At 35.3% G+C, this 15,293-nt stretch carries 23 protein-coding genes; 7 read left to right on the top strand and 16 right to left on the bottom strand.

Annotated elements, in window-relative coordinates; all coding sequences use genetic code 11:
• The first annotated feature begins 195 nt into the window (after window positions 1-195).
• Window positions 196-1,155 carry a hypothetical protein gene (locus tag V7147_RS07865; protein WP_335367294.1) on the top strand — a complete coding sequence of 320 codons (960 nt, stop codon included), beginning with the start codon at window positions 196-198 and terminating at the stop codon, window positions 1,153-1,155.
• Window positions 1,156-1,196: 41 nt separating this feature from the next.
• Here the strand turns inward: V7147_RS07865 and yiaA are convergent, their stop codons facing one another.
• From yiaA to V7147_RS07850, 3 genes are all read right to left on the bottom strand, one after another.
• Window positions 1,197-1,661 (bottom strand): inner membrane protein YiaA, encoded by a 465-nt coding sequence (gene yiaA, locus V7147_RS07860; protein ID WP_335367293.1) that lies wholly within the window; start codon window positions 1,659-1,661, stop codon window positions 1,197-1,199.
• Between the two features lie 115 nt (window positions 1,662-1,776).
• Window positions 1,777-2,085 carry a hypothetical protein gene (locus tag V7147_RS07855; RefSeq protein WP_335367292.1) on the bottom strand — a complete coding sequence of 103 codons (309 nt, stop codon included), beginning with the start codon at window positions 2,083-2,085 and terminating at the stop codon, window positions 1,777-1,779.
• Window positions 2,086-2,169: 84 nt separating this feature from the next.
• Window positions 2,170-2,433 (bottom strand): hypothetical protein, encoded by a 264-nt coding sequence (locus V7147_RS07850; protein WP_335367291.1) that lies wholly within the window; start codon window positions 2,431-2,433, stop codon window positions 2,170-2,172.
• Between the two features lie 305 nt (window positions 2,434-2,738).
• On the opposite strand from V7147_RS07850, the gene V7147_RS07845 reads away from it, so the two are divergent.
• Window positions 2,739-2,879, top strand: coding sequence for a YjcZ family sporulation protein (locus tag V7147_RS07845; RefSeq protein WP_335367297.1), 141 nt, complete (start codon window positions 2,739-2,741; stop codon window positions 2,877-2,879).
• Window positions 2,880-2,956: 77 nt separating this feature from the next.
• On the opposite strand, the gene V7147_RS07840 is transcribed toward V7147_RS07845, so the two are convergent.
• Together V7147_RS07840 and V7147_RS07835 are read right to left on the bottom strand one after the other, a co-directional pair.
• Complete coding sequence (locus tag V7147_RS07840; RefSeq protein WP_335367290.1) at window positions 2,957-3,262, bottom strand: YciI family protein; 306 nt, start codon at window positions 3,260-3,262, stop codon at window positions 2,957-2,959.
• 116 nt (window positions 3,263-3,378) lie between these two features.
• Window positions 3,379-3,564, bottom strand: a complete 186-nt coding sequence (locus tag V7147_RS07835) for a hypothetical protein (RefSeq protein ID WP_335367289.1) — start codon at window positions 3,562-3,564, stop codon at window positions 3,379-3,381.
• Window positions 3,565-4,150: 586 nt separating this feature from the next.
• Here V7147_RS07835 and V7147_RS07830 point away from each other — a divergent pair.
• The gene (locus V7147_RS07830; RefSeq protein WP_335367288.1) at window positions 4,151-4,348 is read left to right on the top strand and encodes a hypothetical protein; all 198 of its coding nucleotides are present in this window, start codon (window positions 4,151-4,153) and stop codon (window positions 4,346-4,348) included.
• Window positions 4,349-4,364: 16 nt separating this feature from the next.
• Here the strand turns inward: V7147_RS07830 and V7147_RS07825 are convergent, their stop codons facing one another.
• Both V7147_RS07825 and V7147_RS07820 read right to left on the bottom strand, forming a co-directional pair.
• Window positions 4,365-4,691, bottom strand: coding sequence for a YnfA family protein (locus V7147_RS07825; protein WP_335367296.1), 327 nt, complete (start codon window positions 4,689-4,691; stop codon window positions 4,365-4,367).
• 105 nt (window positions 4,692-4,796) lie between these two features.
• Window positions 4,797-5,177 (bottom strand): DUF4440 domain-containing protein, encoded by a 381-nt coding sequence (locus V7147_RS07820; protein ID WP_335367287.1) that lies wholly within the window; start codon window positions 5,175-5,177, stop codon window positions 4,797-4,799.
• A 269-nt stretch (window positions 5,178-5,446) separates the two neighbouring features.
• Between V7147_RS07820 and V7147_RS07815 the strand changes: the two genes are divergently transcribed.
• Entirely contained in the window at window positions 5,447-5,974 is a 528-nt protein-coding gene (locus V7147_RS07815) for a GNAT family N-acetyltransferase (RefSeq protein WP_335367286.1), read from the top strand.
• A 276-nt stretch (window positions 5,975-6,250) separates the two neighbouring features.
• On the opposite strand, the gene V7147_RS07810 is transcribed toward V7147_RS07815, so the two are convergent.
• Window positions 6,251-6,718: a GNAT family N-acetyltransferase gene (locus V7147_RS07810; protein ID WP_335367285.1), complete on the bottom strand. Its 468-nt coding sequence runs from the start codon at window positions 6,716-6,718 to the stop codon at window positions 6,251-6,253.
• 192 nt (window positions 6,719-6,910) lie between these two features.
• On the opposite strand from V7147_RS07810, the gene V7147_RS07805 reads away from it, so the two are divergent.
• Together V7147_RS07805 and V7147_RS07800 are read left to right on the top strand one after the other, a co-directional pair.
• Window positions 6,911-7,453 carry a sigma-70 family RNA polymerase sigma factor gene (locus V7147_RS07805; protein WP_335367284.1) on the top strand — a complete coding sequence of 181 codons (543 nt, stop codon included), beginning with the start codon at window positions 6,911-6,913 and terminating at the stop codon, window positions 7,451-7,453.
• The gene (locus V7147_RS07800; protein WP_335367283.1) at window positions 7,434-8,402 is read left to right on the top strand and encodes a DUF4179 domain-containing protein; all 969 of its coding nucleotides are present in this window, start codon (window positions 7,434-7,436) and stop codon (window positions 8,400-8,402) included. The genes V7147_RS07805 and V7147_RS07800 overlap by 20 nt, the downstream gene beginning before the upstream one ends.
• 232 nt (window positions 8,403-8,634) lie before the next feature.
• Here the strand turns inward: V7147_RS07800 and mqo are convergent, their stop codons facing one another.
• The 3 genes from mqo to V7147_RS07785 form a co-directional block, all read right to left on the bottom strand.
• Window positions 8,635-10,155, bottom strand: a complete 1,521-nt coding sequence (gene mqo / locus V7147_RS07795) for a malate dehydrogenase (quinone) (protein WP_335367282.1) — start codon at window positions 10,153-10,155, stop codon at window positions 8,635-8,637.
• Between the two features lie 508 nt (window positions 10,156-10,663).
• The gene (locus V7147_RS07790; RefSeq protein WP_335367281.1) at window positions 10,664-11,047 is read right to left on the bottom strand and encodes a YkvA family protein; all 384 of its coding nucleotides are present in this window, start codon (window positions 11,045-11,047) and stop codon (window positions 10,664-10,666) included.
• Between the two features lie 105 nt (window positions 11,048-11,152).
• Window positions 11,153-11,395, bottom strand: coding sequence for a glutaredoxin family protein (locus tag V7147_RS07785; protein WP_335367280.1), 243 nt, complete (start codon window positions 11,393-11,395; stop codon window positions 11,153-11,155).
• 293 nt (window positions 11,396-11,688) lie between these two features.
• Between V7147_RS07785 and V7147_RS07780 the strand changes: the two genes are divergently transcribed.
• Window positions 11,689-12,312: a DUF4181 domain-containing protein gene (locus V7147_RS07780; RefSeq protein WP_335367295.1), complete on the top strand. Its 624-nt coding sequence runs from the start codon at window positions 11,689-11,691 to the stop codon at window positions 12,310-12,312.
• An 88-nt stretch (window positions 12,313-12,400) separates the two neighbouring features.
• Here the strand turns inward: V7147_RS07780 and V7147_RS07775 are convergent, their stop codons facing one another.
• From V7147_RS07775 to V7147_RS07755, 5 genes are all read right to left on the bottom strand, one after another.
• Complete coding sequence (locus V7147_RS07775; protein WP_335367279.1) at window positions 12,401-12,538, bottom strand: hypothetical protein; 138 nt, start codon at window positions 12,536-12,538, stop codon at window positions 12,401-12,403.
• 226 nt (window positions 12,539-12,764) lie between these two features.
• Entirely contained in the window at window positions 12,765-13,157 is a 393-nt protein-coding gene (locus V7147_RS07770) for a hypothetical protein (protein ID WP_335367278.1), read from the bottom strand.
• Between the two features lie 25 nt (window positions 13,158-13,182).
• Window positions 13,183-13,902 carry a hypothetical protein gene (locus tag V7147_RS07765; RefSeq protein WP_335367277.1) on the bottom strand — a complete coding sequence of 240 codons (720 nt, stop codon included), beginning with the start codon at window positions 13,900-13,902 and terminating at the stop codon, window positions 13,183-13,185.
• On the bottom strand, window positions 13,895-14,407 hold the full coding sequence (locus V7147_RS07760; RefSeq protein WP_335367276.1) for an RNA polymerase sigma factor: 513 nt from the start codon (window positions 14,405-14,407) through the stop codon (window positions 13,895-13,897). The genes V7147_RS07765 and V7147_RS07760 overlap by 8 nt, the downstream gene beginning before the upstream one ends.
• A 462-nt stretch (window positions 14,408-14,869) precedes the next feature.
• Window positions 14,870-15,160, bottom strand: coding sequence for a UPF0175 family protein (locus tag V7147_RS07755; RefSeq protein ID WP_438824566.1), 291 nt, complete (start codon window positions 15,158-15,160; stop codon window positions 14,870-14,872).
• Between the last annotated feature and the right edge of the window lie 133 nt (window positions 15,161-15,293).

The raw sequence follows: 15,293 nt of genomic DNA, 5'->3' as shown, positions 1-15,293 counted from the left end.
AAAGAAAAATAATATTTTTATCATAAAACACCTCGAATCGGTCCATTCCATTTTAAACCAATTTTAACACAATACTTCCATTCACTATTAAAAAATTTCAATTCGCGGCCAATTTAGATAAAAAGACTGTGGTACTTTAGTCCCTTTATATTCATTAAGATAGTTTCATATACTTAATAAAAATGTATGATAAGGATGTTTTTATTGAAGAAACTAGGTTGGTCAAAACTACTAGCATTTGCGACATTTATTTTTATTAGTTTTACGATTTACGATAATCTTCAGGAGCATCGAGCATTCCTGAAGGAAGCAGAAAAAAATCGCGTCGAGGAGAGGGTTTGGCGCAAATATGTGATAAACCGTCTATTGGAAGGTCCAATATATTCCGTCCAAATCGGGGCTTTACCTGAAAGTAGTATCCCCACAAAACATAATGATTCGATGATTACAATCAGTTGGGATTTATTCAATCAGGTGAACGTTGGAGATAAGATTCCAGGCTATGAAGTAGAAGGTAAATTTTACACAGAAACACTGCTAAAAGAGGAAGTCCGTTGGTTTTATATTCTATTAACAGTGTTTAGTCTTTATCCAATCGGCTATATTTTGTATTGGCTTTCCAAAGTAAGAATGATATGGGAATTTTTCACTACCTTTTCAAGACGTTTATACTTAGAGAAAATTGCGGGTTTTGTTATTCCTTTTTTAGTTTTTGGTGGCTTAATTGGAGCCATTCTTCTTTTTCTTTCGACCGATACAAAATCGGCATTCGTAAATGGATATGAAAAATATTTTGGAAAGAACCATGCAGAGACAACAGCTTTCGTAACAGATCGCGGTGTTGAAAGAGGTACATCAAGATACGACAGTAGTGAATACTACATCACATTAATGTATAAACCAGAAGATCTTGATACAATTTTTCTCGTAAAAGGTGTGACATGGCATAGCTATAACAAATATACAGAGGAAATGCCTATTATTTATAATGTCGATAACCCGCACCAGGTCTATGCCCAGGAAATGGATCTTTCTGACTACACCGGTATCCTTATGACGGATACCGTATTCCTAACATGCATATCTATCGTTTTAATCGTTTTGTTGAGTTGGGTTCCATTCCTGTTATGGAAGCGAAAAAAACTCAAATCATAAAAGGACCATCCATTTAGCTTTGGATGATCCTTTTTTTTCTCTCAATCTCTTTCTCTTGCCTTTTGTGTATCACGAATGTTCTTTTGAACGGTAATGGCTGCAAAAACACTTAAAACAAATGCCATTCCGTAAAATCCCTTTTCACTTAAAACGATACTTCCTGCATTGTATAAACCGATGCCCATCAATGAAATCGACACAATCAGTGCAACCCAGCTAATCCCATAATAGATACTTGTAACTGGAATTCCCTCTTCTTTATCCCTTACTGCTTTTTGCAAGGATACAGCAGAATAAAGACCGAATATTAAAATAGCAAAATAATATCCTTTTTCATTTAGTTCCATTGCTGCGTTAAACAAACCGATGAGATAAGCGGAAACACCAACTAACAATGCTGCCCATGAAGCTCCTTTGAAGGCTGCAGTCGGTTCCCCTTCTTTCCGTTCTATCTTCAATTTCGGCTTTTCTTGTTTCTCTTTATCCACAAAAACCTCATTCTCCATTAAATTTTCCCCTCCATTTTTCAACTAAAAAGGAAGCACTATAGATGCCTCCAGTGCATAAATACATTATACAAAAATCCCTGACAAAAAATGATCATTTTTCCAATTGAATTTTCTAGAATTCCAAATATTTTTTTAACACCCTATAACCACCAATTATGACAAAAGAAACGAATCCTAAAATGATGAGTAGTCGAATCACGAAATGATCAATCACATAGAAAGCAAACATCATGGTGATAAGGAATACACCTACAATCGATCCAAATTTCGTATATCGGATTGCAGCATCGGAAAACTCTGGATCTTCCTTGTATCTCCATCTTTGTCCTAATAACATACTTTCCTCCGGATAAAAATAGGTCCAAATCAGCACTGCATACAAAGGTATCATGAAAATGAAAGAAATAATGACATCTGCCAAAGTAATCCCCCTTATTTGAAGGTCTTTTAATAATATACGTTTGAATTCACTCATAGTTTCAAACTATTCTGTCTCTTTATCTAATTAGAAGTACAAAAAATATGAAACTATGAAAACGACGATGATCGAAAGTATCGCCCTAACCCAGGTTACTTTTTTACTTACGCCTGCTTTTGACTCTAAATAATTGATGTAATTAATCGTGAATAGGAAACCAAAAAATGCAATAAAATATCCCGTTGTAGATCCGCTGATTTTATATAGTTCAATTGCTGCAAACAAAACAAAAATGGTTCCTACTCCGCCAAAGAACATACTGATATATGAAAATTTCTGATCTTCCTTCATAAAATTGATCCCCATGTTTGTAAACAACAAATTTTTCTTTATACCGATTTTACCACACATCATTTCCAAAATATGACACTATATCCGACTCACTTAAAAACTAATTAGTGGGAAAACATTAACGTTTGGGGGAAATACCCATTTTCTTGCATAGACGTGGCATTTTCTGACTAGGTGAGTATAATGTAGGGAATTCCACTATATAGAAAGGAAGTATGAATATGGAGCATATAAATATATCTAACGTAAATGCGATGCAAACTCAGTTCTTACCACCACACCCAACGTATATAGCGCCACAGCCTATAGCCCCTAGCTTTGAATATGAGTATCCTAGTTATGGGTATGGGCATGCTTGTCCTGAGCCTTGTTTCAATCCATTTTTTTTAATTGTTGTGTTGTTTATCTTGTTAATCATTGTAGGTGCTTGTATCTTTCCTTGTTAATTAAAAAACTAGATTTTCTAAAAACACCACAAAAACAAGAACATATTTGTTAATATGTTCTTGTTTTTGAAAAAATATTAATCTATTTTTGACAACGCTACTCGGTAAGGGAAAACTTCGGCTGTCATAAGTCCAAGCTTAACAGTTGGATCTTCTTTCATAAATGCATCTGCTTTTTCATCGTTTTCTTCTTTAAAAATAACGATTCCAAAACCTTTTTCATCTTCTCTGTCTGTTTTACCCGCTAGAATTACTTTTCCATCATCACAAAATTTTTTCAATCTAATAAAATGATCAGTTACAATACCATGGTCTTCTTCAGTCCAATTTTGTGCCTCTTGTAATCGAGGAATTAATTTTAATATGTAAATGTATTCTCTCATATGCATATCCCTTCCTATCACGTATTACGTGTAGTTTCTAATATAAAAATTGTAGATCCCTAACTCATATTCCTTGAAATTATTGAGCATTAAGATGAGATTTTCGTGACATGTTTTTATTTAGTTTTTATCAACGTAAAATATGTGAAAATTTCATTTTCATTAAGTGATATACTATTCTTTAAATCTTTCGTCCTTAATACAAATTCCTTAACTCCTATAAACTCTGATTCAGCAATCAAATAAAACTGTGTTCCTCTTTTATATCCCTTATAGTCCTTTTTAAGTGTATATAGCACCATAGAATAACCTTCCCAATCCTATTACATTAAGATGATTATATATTATTTTGACCATCATCCGCACATTTTTTACAGTCTCATCTGTCACGATATACAATCAAAGTAATTTCATTTAATATGATTGTACCACTGAGAAGGAGAATAGCGGCAGACACTCACGGCACCCGATGTATCCATAAGAGCAGACCAATCCTCAATCTTCACTAGATGAAGTTATAATACATCTGAAATAAGAGTCAAATAGCACAAGCACTAAGACTAATGACGGATAGAGTCACTCTGCTTTTATGGTCTGACTTTTTACCTCGCGATAGGTTAACAACAGGAAGTATCCAAGCAATAAATCTATGTACAAGACTACCAAGATTAAGCAAACTGATCATGTCTAATTCCTCCTTTTGTTCTTAATAAAAGCGATAATCAGAGGTTAACACCGTACTTTATATTCCTTCCCATGATATTCAGGACAAGTCTTCTATTTCCTTCAATAAATATACTCAAGTCCTATAAGTTGCATACTTGGATTTACTCGTTCATATATTTGGATTAGGACAACCAGTCTATAAAGAAAATGAGGGGGATCATTTTGGATAATAATGAAAAAGTGGCACATGCGAAATCGGATAATAGAAACTATATACGGGTTAATAATAACTTTCAGTTTACAATTAATTTTGGTGATTCATTAAATTTGTTAGCCTTAATTGCAGGAGTTATTTTCATAAAAACCGTCACTAAAAAAACTAAAACGAATAAAAGAAAAAAGGCATTGATCCTTCCATAGATCAACGCCTTGGCAACTATTGCCTTGGTGCAAATAACATGACTGACACACCAATGATGCAGATCCCGGCACCTAGCCAATCGTATAGATCGGGTGTTTTTTTATCAATCCCCCAGCCCCATAGGACTGAAAGTACGATAAATACGCCCCCATAGGCAGCATATACTCTTCCGAATGATGGGAAGGTTTGAAAGGTTGCAATAACGCCATATAAAGCTAACGCAATTCCACCACCAATTCCCCAATAAAAAGGCTTCCCTTCCCTTAACCAAAGCCAAATTAAATAACCTCCACCAATCTCGGCAATACCAGCTATGATAAATAAGAAAATTGCATGAATGATTTAAACCACATCCTGATTATAAATTAAACTATATTCATTATAGCAATCATGCACGTTTTTCTAAATGAATCAAAACTCCAACATCAGAAAATGGGCTTTGTTTCGTTAAACTTCTTCTGTAAGGACTTCACTCAGCTGCAATGGCGTGATCGTGCCTTGATGAAAATATAATTGCCAGCTTCCATCTATACGTTTCCAAATGGAGCTTCGAAGGGTATTGCGGTTCCTCGTCTTATCGACAATGAAATATGTAGTTAACACAACGTCTGGTGCAAGCGGATAAATTTCATAATTATGGAGGGACATATCCGTTAGTGCACTCCCTGATTCAAGGCATTCCCTTTTATCAATCATATAACCCGAACTACCGATCTCAAAAAAATCATCTGCCAGTATTTCACCTAATTTTTCACGACTTTTCCGAACTTCGATGTTTGTGTGCATTTCCTCTAGTTCTTTTAAGTGTTGCTTTAATTGTTGATTCATTTTCTTTCCATCCCCTTCTTTTAATCTTCTAACAACTCCACGATCTTTTCATTTGTTTGATTCATTTTCTTTAGTTCTTTTCCGATTCCCGAAAGATAATTTATAATAGATAAAATGAGAAGAATTCCTATCAGTCCCAAAATAAAATGCAACATCCTTTACTTACGGACATATATCCAATTTATGTACTATTCTGCTTTAATCTCCCTATTCCTTTTATATTTTTGTGAATTCTAGGAAAAAACAAACGAAAGAAAAGAGGATAATAAATGAAAACAGTAATAAGGCAAGAAAGACCTAAGGAATATCACAATACTGAGGAAGTTGTCAGAAGGGCTTTTTTGAACGAAGAGTACAGTGACAAGACAGAGCATTTTCTTGTAAATCGGATTCGAAAATCCGATGCCTTTATACCAGGACTTTCTTTGGTAGCCATTAATGATGATGAGATTATTGGACATATTCTCCTCTCAAATATTCGGATTGTGGATGGTGATCGTTCTGTTGAATCCCTGGCACTTGCTCCTATTTCAGTCACACCGGAATTTCAGCGCAGAGGAATTGGAAGCCATTTAATCCATGCTGCACTAAAGAAGGCTAAGGAACTCGGATATCAATCGGTTATTGTGCTCGGGCATAAAGAGTATTATCCACGATTTGGCTTCAAACAGGCTAATCTTTGGAATATTAAGGCTCCTTTTGAAGTACCGAATGATGTGTTTATGGCACTCGAATTAGCTGAAGGATCTCTTGAAAATGTACAGGGTGTCGTCAAATATTCGTCAGCATTTTCATAAAAAAGAGGGGTGTCCATAGTTCTAAGTATCAACTTTCGAACACCCTCTTTTTCAGTAATGACAAGGGTTGGCTTAACAGTCGAGTGCCAAAATTAGTAATTATTATAGAAAGAAATGAAGCATTATCGGAAATAAAACAGCATTTTTAAGTCTCACTTTACTCGGATTGGTTGCTATTGTAGTTGGAACGCTAAGAAAAAGTGGTAGGAACTAATCGTGAATTAGATGAACTAAGGGAACTCAAAGGGTTCCCTAAAAATGTTTTATTTTACACTCTTATTCAATTTTCAAACAATAAATAGGCTCTGGATGATGCCCTTGTTCTACCTCTCCAGTTGGTTTAAAACCCGCTTTTTCATAGGTTCGTATGGCTCGTTCATTATTATAGATAACCGATAAATAGATTTCATTACATTGGTACGTATCCACCATATCCTCAATAATTGCATTTAAAACAGGGGCTCCGTATCCTTTCCCTTGAAACTGATGACCAAGCATCATGCTAATCATTTCATACCGATTTGTTTCTTTATGATATCCATGTGAAGTGAAACCAATTAGTGTTTCGCCATCATAGATTGCTTTTGGTGTGAAACCAAATGTTTGGCATACTGCTAAAAAATAAGCATTTGATCCCACCCACCTTTCATAGATTTGAAAGTACTTTTCTTGGTTTTCATCAGACTTTAATTTGATAACTTCAAAAAAATTATCCTCTGTTACATCAACTAGCTTAATCTTCATGAGAGTTCCCCTTTTTAATTAAAAATTATTTTCCATCCTATTAATTTCAACAAATGTAGAGTTCATCCTTCACAGAACAGCGAACATCGGAAAGTTTTTTATTCGACAAAATGTTATATTATTTTATAAACATTTATTTTTGAAACCTTTTATTCTATTTAATGCCTCTAACAGTTGAAAGGAGGTTAGCGAATGTCATATTCTACAAAAATAGTTGAGTTGGCCATTGATGGTGACAAACAAGCATTTGAACAACTTATTAAATATGAAAGTGAAAAATTATATAAAATTGCGTATTTACACATGCGGAACAAAGAGGATGCACTTGATGTCATACAAGAAACTACCTATAAGGCCTTTATTTCCATTCACCAGCTGAAATCACCTGTTTTTTTCAGCACATGGCTTGTGAAAATCTTAATGCGAACAGCCTACAAGGAGCTTGCACGAAATAAGAAGGTAGTACAACTTCCGGAAGAGGCATTAGAGTATCTTATAGAATGGAGCCAAGACCCTGAGTTGAACCTATCAATCGATTTATCTAAGGCACTTTCGTCGCTAAACATGAACTATCGAAATGCAATTTTACTTTTCTATTATTATGATTTACCGATTCGTACGATTTCTACGATTCTAGATAAGCCACAACCAACAATTAAAACCTATTTACGTCGGGCAAAAGCTGAATTAAGAAAAACATTAGGGGCTGATTATTATGGAAAAGGAATTATTTAACGATATGGAGATACCAACACAAGAACTACATTTAGCAATCGAAAAAGGTATTGAGCGTGGAGATAAGTTTCGTCAAAAAAGAAAATACGTACAGCCTTTAAAACGAACATCCCTTTTTACTACTGGAGCAGCTGCTGTACTCCTTGCATCAGGATTTATTTTTTCACCTATTAATCAGGTTCTAGCTCAGGTACCAATTATTGGTGGTATTTATGAAAATTATCAAATGCAGATTGGTCAGGATTTGGCAGCAGATCAATTGATTACGGAGATCTATGAAACTGTAGAAAATAATGGGGCCAAAATGAGTATTACATCGATTTTTTATGATGGTTCATTTGTTGGTTTAACCTTCAATGCATCTGGAGACAACTTATCTGATACATTTGGAGGAGATACAGGACCGGAGTCTGGGTATACCTATGAGATGTTCGATGGGAAGGATACATCTAACTGGGGTGCTAGCATGGGGACAATAACAAGACAAGGCAATGACTACGTCGGTGCGATGATTTTGGAAAACCCAAATGAGAAAAATCCGGACGAGTTAACGCTCCCGATTACATTTACACACATGGCAGGGGTACAAGGGGAGTGGTCCTTTAATCTTTCCGTTAAGAAATTGCCATCACGAGAAATTGAATTAAATCAAACCCTGTTCTCTTCAAACAAGGAATATAGCCTCAAATTCAAAGATATTAACATTGGAAAAACAAACGCAATTTTAACCTATGAAGAGTTACAAACAGCTGGGGTTGAGGGTGAGAACCTACATTTTACTATCGTTGATGATCAAGGTGAAAAAATATCCCTAAATACCGTTTCAAATTCTAAAATGATATTTGAAATAGATAGTAAAAATCCACCAATGTTTATACAGGTGAAGCCTTCTTATAAAATCGGCAAGGAAGAAATAAGTTTGGGTACTTTAAAGGTTGATTTGAAATAAAGGTTAAAAACCGGACTTCACTAGTTGTCCGGTTTTTTGCGGTCTATAAATTTATGAAAAATAAACATATCGATGTTCATTACATCTTTTATTTTTTATCGAGCTGTTCATGCTCCATCAACAGTTACAACTTCACCATTGAGAAAACCCTTTTCTAAATGAATAAAAAACCTCCAATCCCAATTCGAGATTGAAGGTTCTTTTTATCTATATTTCTTTTAATCTTAAAGGGCTAACTTAGAACAAGTTCCTTTTCTTTTTTTTCCTCTTTTTCGGTTAAGCCAAGAGCTTCTCCCGCTGATTCATTAATATCTGCAAGGAGTTCTGGGTGATCCATGAGGGATAGCCCAAAGGAAGGAATCATGTCTTTGATTTTTGGCTCCCATTCTAACATATGTTCCGGGAAGCACTTATTAATCACTTCAAGCATAACATGAACAGCGGTTGATGCCCCCGGTGATGCACCTAGTAAGGCTGCAATTGAGCCGTCAGCTGCTGTTATAACTTCGGTACCAAATTGAAGAGTTCCTTTGCCGCCAGTTTCAGTGTCTTTGATTACTTGAACACGTTGACCAGCTACCACTAAGTCCCAATCTTCGCTCTTCGCGTTCGGGATGAATTCACGTAGTTCTTCCATGCGCTGTTCTTTTGTTAACACCACTTGTTGAATCAAGTATTTGGTTAGTGCCATTTCTTTTACACCAGCAGCTAACATTGTTAATAAGTTATCATGCTTTACCGATGTGATTAGATCCATATTTGAACCCGTTTTTAGGAACTTCGGTGAGAAGCCTGCAAATGGTCCAAACAAAAGGGATTTTTTATTGTCGATATATCGTGTGTCAAGATGCGGAACAGACATCGGTGGCGCACCAACCTTTGCTTTTCCGTATACCTTGGCGTGATGCTTTTCAATAACTTCAGGATTATTACATACCATGAAAATTCCGCTAACTGGGAATCCACCAATATGTCTTCCTTCTGGGATGCCTGATTTTTGGAGTAAATGTAGACTTCCTCCTCCGCCTCCGATGAAGACAAATTTAGCCTTATGGTGTTCAACGGCACCGCTATCTTGATTTTTCACCTTTAGATCCCATAAGCCATCGCTTGAACGTTTTACATCTTTTACACTATGGTTGTAATTGATTTTGACATTTTTATTCTTTAAGTGGTCAAACAACATCCGTGTTAAATTTCCAAAGTTCACATCCGTTCCAGTGTCTGCTTTTGTAGCAGCAATTGGCTCAGTGGATGTGCGTCCATTCACAATAAGTGGTATCCATTCCATTAATTTTGATGGATCATCGGAATATTCCATCCCTTTAAATAATGGATTTTTTGATAGCGCTTCAAAACGTTTCTTTAAAAAAGCGACGTCTTTTTCACCTTGTACCATACTTATATGTGGCAGCGGCATAATAAAATCCTGTGGGTTGCGAATTAAATTATTCCTCACAAGATATGCCCAAAATTGCTTGGAAACTTGGAATTGTTCGTTAACATTAATTGCTTTCTTAATATCTAATGTTCCGTCAGATTTTTCAACGGTGTAGTTAAGCTCGCACAGTGCAGCATGACCTGTCCCAGCGTTATTTAATTCGTGAGAGCTTTCCTCTCCTGGTTTGTCGAGCTTTTCAAAAACGGTAATGTTCCATTCAGGCACTAGTTCCTTTAAGAGTGTCCCTAATGTCGCACTCATGATACCAGCACCGATTAGAATGACATCTGTTTTGGTTTCTATGTTGCTCATTTTTATCAACCTTTTCTTTTAAAATTTGGACAAAAAAGATGAAGGCGGTCACAAAAATCGGGCCTGCCAATGTCGGACAATTCTTTCTCGTCTCAATCTTGGCCATATAAGGATGGCAGTTTTATAGATTAATATTTCAATATTATAATTTTAGACTATTTAAAATCCGGTTAAAAGTGAGAAGTTATCTATAGGGTCTAAGGGTTCCGACAACCCAATTTGTATTTGTGAACGCGTTAAGGCATGACAAATAAACTTTTTTCACTTTAGATTATTATAACATGTAAAAAAAGCATAAACATCAAGTTAAAGCAAAATTAATCATAATAATTTGATAAGTGACAGCGCTTTTTTAGTTCTTCAGTCCAGTTCCGACGCCAACAATTCTGTTCTGTCGTCATTATTTTTGTTTTATCCGTAATAATACTTTTCTATCGTCATAATGAAAAAAGCACAAAAAAATCCAATAAGGAAACCTGCATTTCGTTTTGAGATGCAGGTTCACATTTTAAATTTTAAAATATTGATAGGCCTTTATGGCAGCCCATATGAAGAGTAGGCCCCAAAGAAGAAGGATCAGGGTTCCTGCAACCCAATTTTTCGGCTTTCCGTTTATCATTAATTCTTCTGCTTTTACTTCACAGTCCGCTAACACAGCCTTTGGGATCATTTTCATCGCAAACATGATTCCAATTGGAACAAGAATGACCTCATCAAGGTATCCGAGGATGGGAATAAAATCAGGAATAAGGTCGATAGGGCTGAATGTATATGCCACCAAACCAGCCGTAAAAAGCTTTGCATACCAAGGTACTCGTGCATCCTTATATGCAAAATATAGGATGAATATTTGTTTTTTTAAGTTCTTTGCCCAGCTTTTTATTTTCTCCATAAGGTTCACCTATTTAAGATTGGTTCAATATTTTATTCACATCTTTTTTTAGTGTGAGTGTTATCAGGGTTCCCTAACTTTTCCACTTTTACCCAACACATGCATTTATGACTTTTTCAACGACTCTAACAACTCGATTAATTCAGGAGTAAAACCTTTGACAGCACGATCTCCAACTACTGTTACAGGCACACCTAAAAAGCCAAAGCGTTCAACTTCTTTTTGATAGACGTCGTTTTCCGCAATGTTTCTTAGGTCAAACGGAATCCCATTTTCAGTGAGCACCTTTTTTACAAAGGTACATTCAACACAATCATTTGTAGTGTAGACAATTACTTCATTCACCATTATTTCTATTCTCCTTTATTCTGCAGGCGAAACAAATTTTCCTGCATGGAAGTCATTTATTAAAAACAAAAGGAACTCATTTCGTACAGTTTTTGTATGCGCTACTTAGTATTTTTACCTTTTTCTATTTCATTTTGACATGTTAGCGGAGTTTGTACAAAAATTACGCTTTGGACTGACTATAACTGGTATATTTTTCTAATAATCAGTATAATAAAAAAAAGACTTTGGGCAGTGATTTGGGAGGGTTTTGATGGTTTTTTATTTTATTGTTACTCTTCTTAACTTTGTCAATGATTGATAGTTTAATAGGAAAACGATTAGAACCCGGGTACAATGTCACTGAATCAGACGGTGGTGTGAAATTCCGCGTAGGTGGCCTCCTAATCGTACTCCTATTTTTTGGTAGCGCTTATCTATTTTTTGTTATAGAGAATATGAATCAACTTAAATGGCTACTCATTGTATTTCTAATTACATTTTGGGGATTTCAGGCATTCATGGAATGGAAGTATGTAGAAGGAAAAAGGTATCGGTTATCCCTTTTACTAATGGTTGTAGGGGCCATTTCTGCCTTTGTTGTTTTTTATGTAAATGACATAATCTCGCAAACTACTTATGGTGAGGAAATAAGGAAGCTATTAGAAGATAAACAAACAAAGAAAATTACTATTTTATGGCCTAAGGAAACTGAGAACAACGAGGACATTTACTTAAAAACCACAATTAGCGATGAAGTATTCATAAATAAATTGATAGCTGAACCTTCAGATATGGCTCTTATAAATTCGCATTATTTTAATTTTACATTGCACGAGATGAACATTAGTTTTCACTTTGAAAACGAGTCTTCCATGATTTTTTTGAACGAAGACCATATTCAGATTAACGGTGAGCATTATCAGATAAGTGGGTGAAAATTGGCTTTACAATCTAATCATTAACGAAGATCTAGATTGGGTACAGGATTAATGAAAACATAAATAAGCCCCTATGGCCTCCGCCTTAGGGGGTACTTAATAATGATTCCATTTCTTCTTCAGTAACAAATTTCCATTTTATATCTTTCCAAACATCCTTATCCATCGCTTCAATAAGTTGGTCGATTTCATCATAACTAAACTTAATAGCATGTTCGTTCATGTATCCCACCAAACCTTTCACTACATGATTCGGGTGGGCTCATCTTGGTTTGAGGGTCAAGTTCAAAAAATATTTGGAGGAAAATAAGGTGAAAAGCAACCAGTCTAATAAATTCCGAAACGTAGCTCTCACCGAATGTAGAGGGTCAAGCAGATTATATGACTTTCATTAACACCATTTTAACGGGATTTGGCTTGATTCCAAGCGCCTTTTTTAATTCTTCTTTTTATTTCACCTCTAAAATAGTATACGTCCCCGATTTAAAGCCGTATTTGATATCATACCTTTCACCTGTTTTAAACTGCGAACAAAATTCTTCTGTTTTTTCCTTACTTTCGTCAAAATACTGGAACATTGTATATGGATCATTAACTTTGCATACGTAAAGTCCATCACTATTTTTTTCATTTGTAACAGCTTTTTCTTCAACCAAAATCGAACTTTCTTTTTCATAGGAAGGACGAAGCTTATTGGATAGCATTGCCCCTATGATTATAAGGAGTCCCACTATTCCAATTACAAGTGCCTTTTTCCTATCCTTTTGTACCATTAACATTAATAATGCACACCCTACCGCACCAATACCAATTGCATACAAGACCATTAAAAGTAAATACAATTTAGGTATCCCCCTTTTTAAGATCCTATTTTTTATAGTCCCTAAACGACTCTGCGATTTTAATAATTTCTTCTCTCGAAATTGGTTCTTCCCTGAAGCTTGTTTTATCTTTGTTTTCGACTATTACATTCAAATGATAATTAACACCATTATCAGACCAAAACATCATTTGGGCATTACCATTAAACATATAATATGCTTTGATTCCATTATTCAACTCAATAGGTTCATATTCTTTTGTAGCGACTTCTTCTTTAATGCTATCTGCAAGGATAAGGTGAATCCCTTTAAACGGTTTCTCATTTGATAGATAAATAATGGTTTGGACATAAAGTTTTGGATCTATAGGTTCGAGTGGTGTTGGTTCCCCTTCCCCATTATTAAAATCTTTAGGTCCTAGATATTGTTGAAGGAATTCAACCTCATGAACTTCAAAAGGTGCATAAGTTGGAAGTTTAATCTTTCTCTCAATTTCTTGAATTTCCGTTATTTGTGCAATCTGCTCCTCCGCTAAAAACGCCTGGTGCGAAAATATATTTTGTGGCAAGGTCCAAATTAAAAAGGCTAATAGAGCAACTACTGCTAAACCGCTAATAGTTGGTAGCGTCCACTTCATTTTTTTCCACGTTTTTTGAAGTCGATGTTCCTCGTAGTTCATTAATGTTTCGTGCATCCTTGTTTTATCTTCAAAACCTAGTCTTGCTGTTGGCATTGACCGAAGTTGATTATCCAAGTGATTATTCATAAGTAGCACCTCCTACCCGCTGCTGCAATGCAGCTTTGGCACGATGATAGGTTGACCGCGTTTTATTTTCGCTCCATTGCAAAATTTCAGCCGTTTCTTGAACAGTAAACCCTTTTATTCCCCTTAAAACAATCACGTCTCGATAGTTTGACTTTAAAGATTGTATCGCTTCGTAAATCACTCTGTTCTCTTCTGATAAATGAAGAACTTCTTCCGGTGTTTTGTCCGTTCTCGGCTCGTGACTGGAATCGAAAGACAGTATTGTTCTCCATTTATTTCGATTTCTCCTTCTGATTTCATCAATCGCGATGTTCCTGGCTATACTGTAGAGCCACGTCCTTGGATTCGAATCCCCTTTAAATGCAAAAAGTCCCTTCATAGCCCTTATAAAAACCTCCTGGACCAAATCCTCAACATCGGCTTTTCCTAATCGATACAACAGGAAATTGTAGATATCATCGCTATATTGATGGAACCAATCTGAAATGATCTCTTTATCTCTCATATTCAAATTTTCTCCCTGATTTATTTTACCTTCTATAACATTAGACGATATCGCCTCAAAATTATCGCACTATTTCAAAAAAAGAATTATCACAAAAATAGAAGCCACTCTCCGAAGAAAATGACCCTATTCCCATCCCAATATGTATTTAAACAACATCCCTATAAACGGAAGCAACAGCGTGATGACTAAGGCTTGAATGAACGTTAGAATTATATCCTTTTTCCATGGATTGCTCTTTGGGGGTCGGTTATAGCCAAACCTTTGAAAAATAAGAAAAGTGACCCACAAGAATAATAGTGTACTAATGCCCCAATTTACGCTATCGTAATACAAATGACTCTCCCCCTAATTGATTATTTATTTTATTGAACTTTGAGATTGTTAGAAAAAGAGGATTATTAATGAAGACACTTTAAGTTGCTAGATTCATGAGGTTTTATGAGTAGTTTTTTAGTTTAATTAATCGTTTTTTCTTTCATTAACAAGAAATTCAATGTTTTCATCATCTGTCTGTTTTTGTTCCTCCGTGTATTCAGCCCAATGAATATTATGGTCAATTAGGATCCGTATAAAATCGGATAAACTGTTAACACACAGTTCCGCGGCTCTTGTTAATGTAAGTTGTTTTGCGGTAAACAAATAAATAGCTAATGATAAATTAACATCTTCATCTATTGAATTTTTTCCTTTCAAAAAGGGTAAAAACTCCGGATTTATTGCAACTTTTGCTTTCGAATCCTCCGTTGCCAATGGTATCATCCTCTTTTGTTTATTATTTCCAATTATACCATTTAAATCTTTCGTTAGAAATATACGACCTTACATCATTTACATGTTTTCAATAAACTTGTAATTAATAAATAACTTTCCATCCACAGATGGT

The sequence above is a fragment of the Bacillus sp. JJ1521 genome (assembly GCF_036965165.1).
Taxonomy (GTDB): domain Bacteria; phylum Bacillota; class Bacilli; order Bacillales; family Bacillaceae_L; genus Ferdinandcohnia.
Note: the sequence above shows the minus strand (reverse complement) of the source record. Positions and strands in the feature narration are given on the sequence as shown.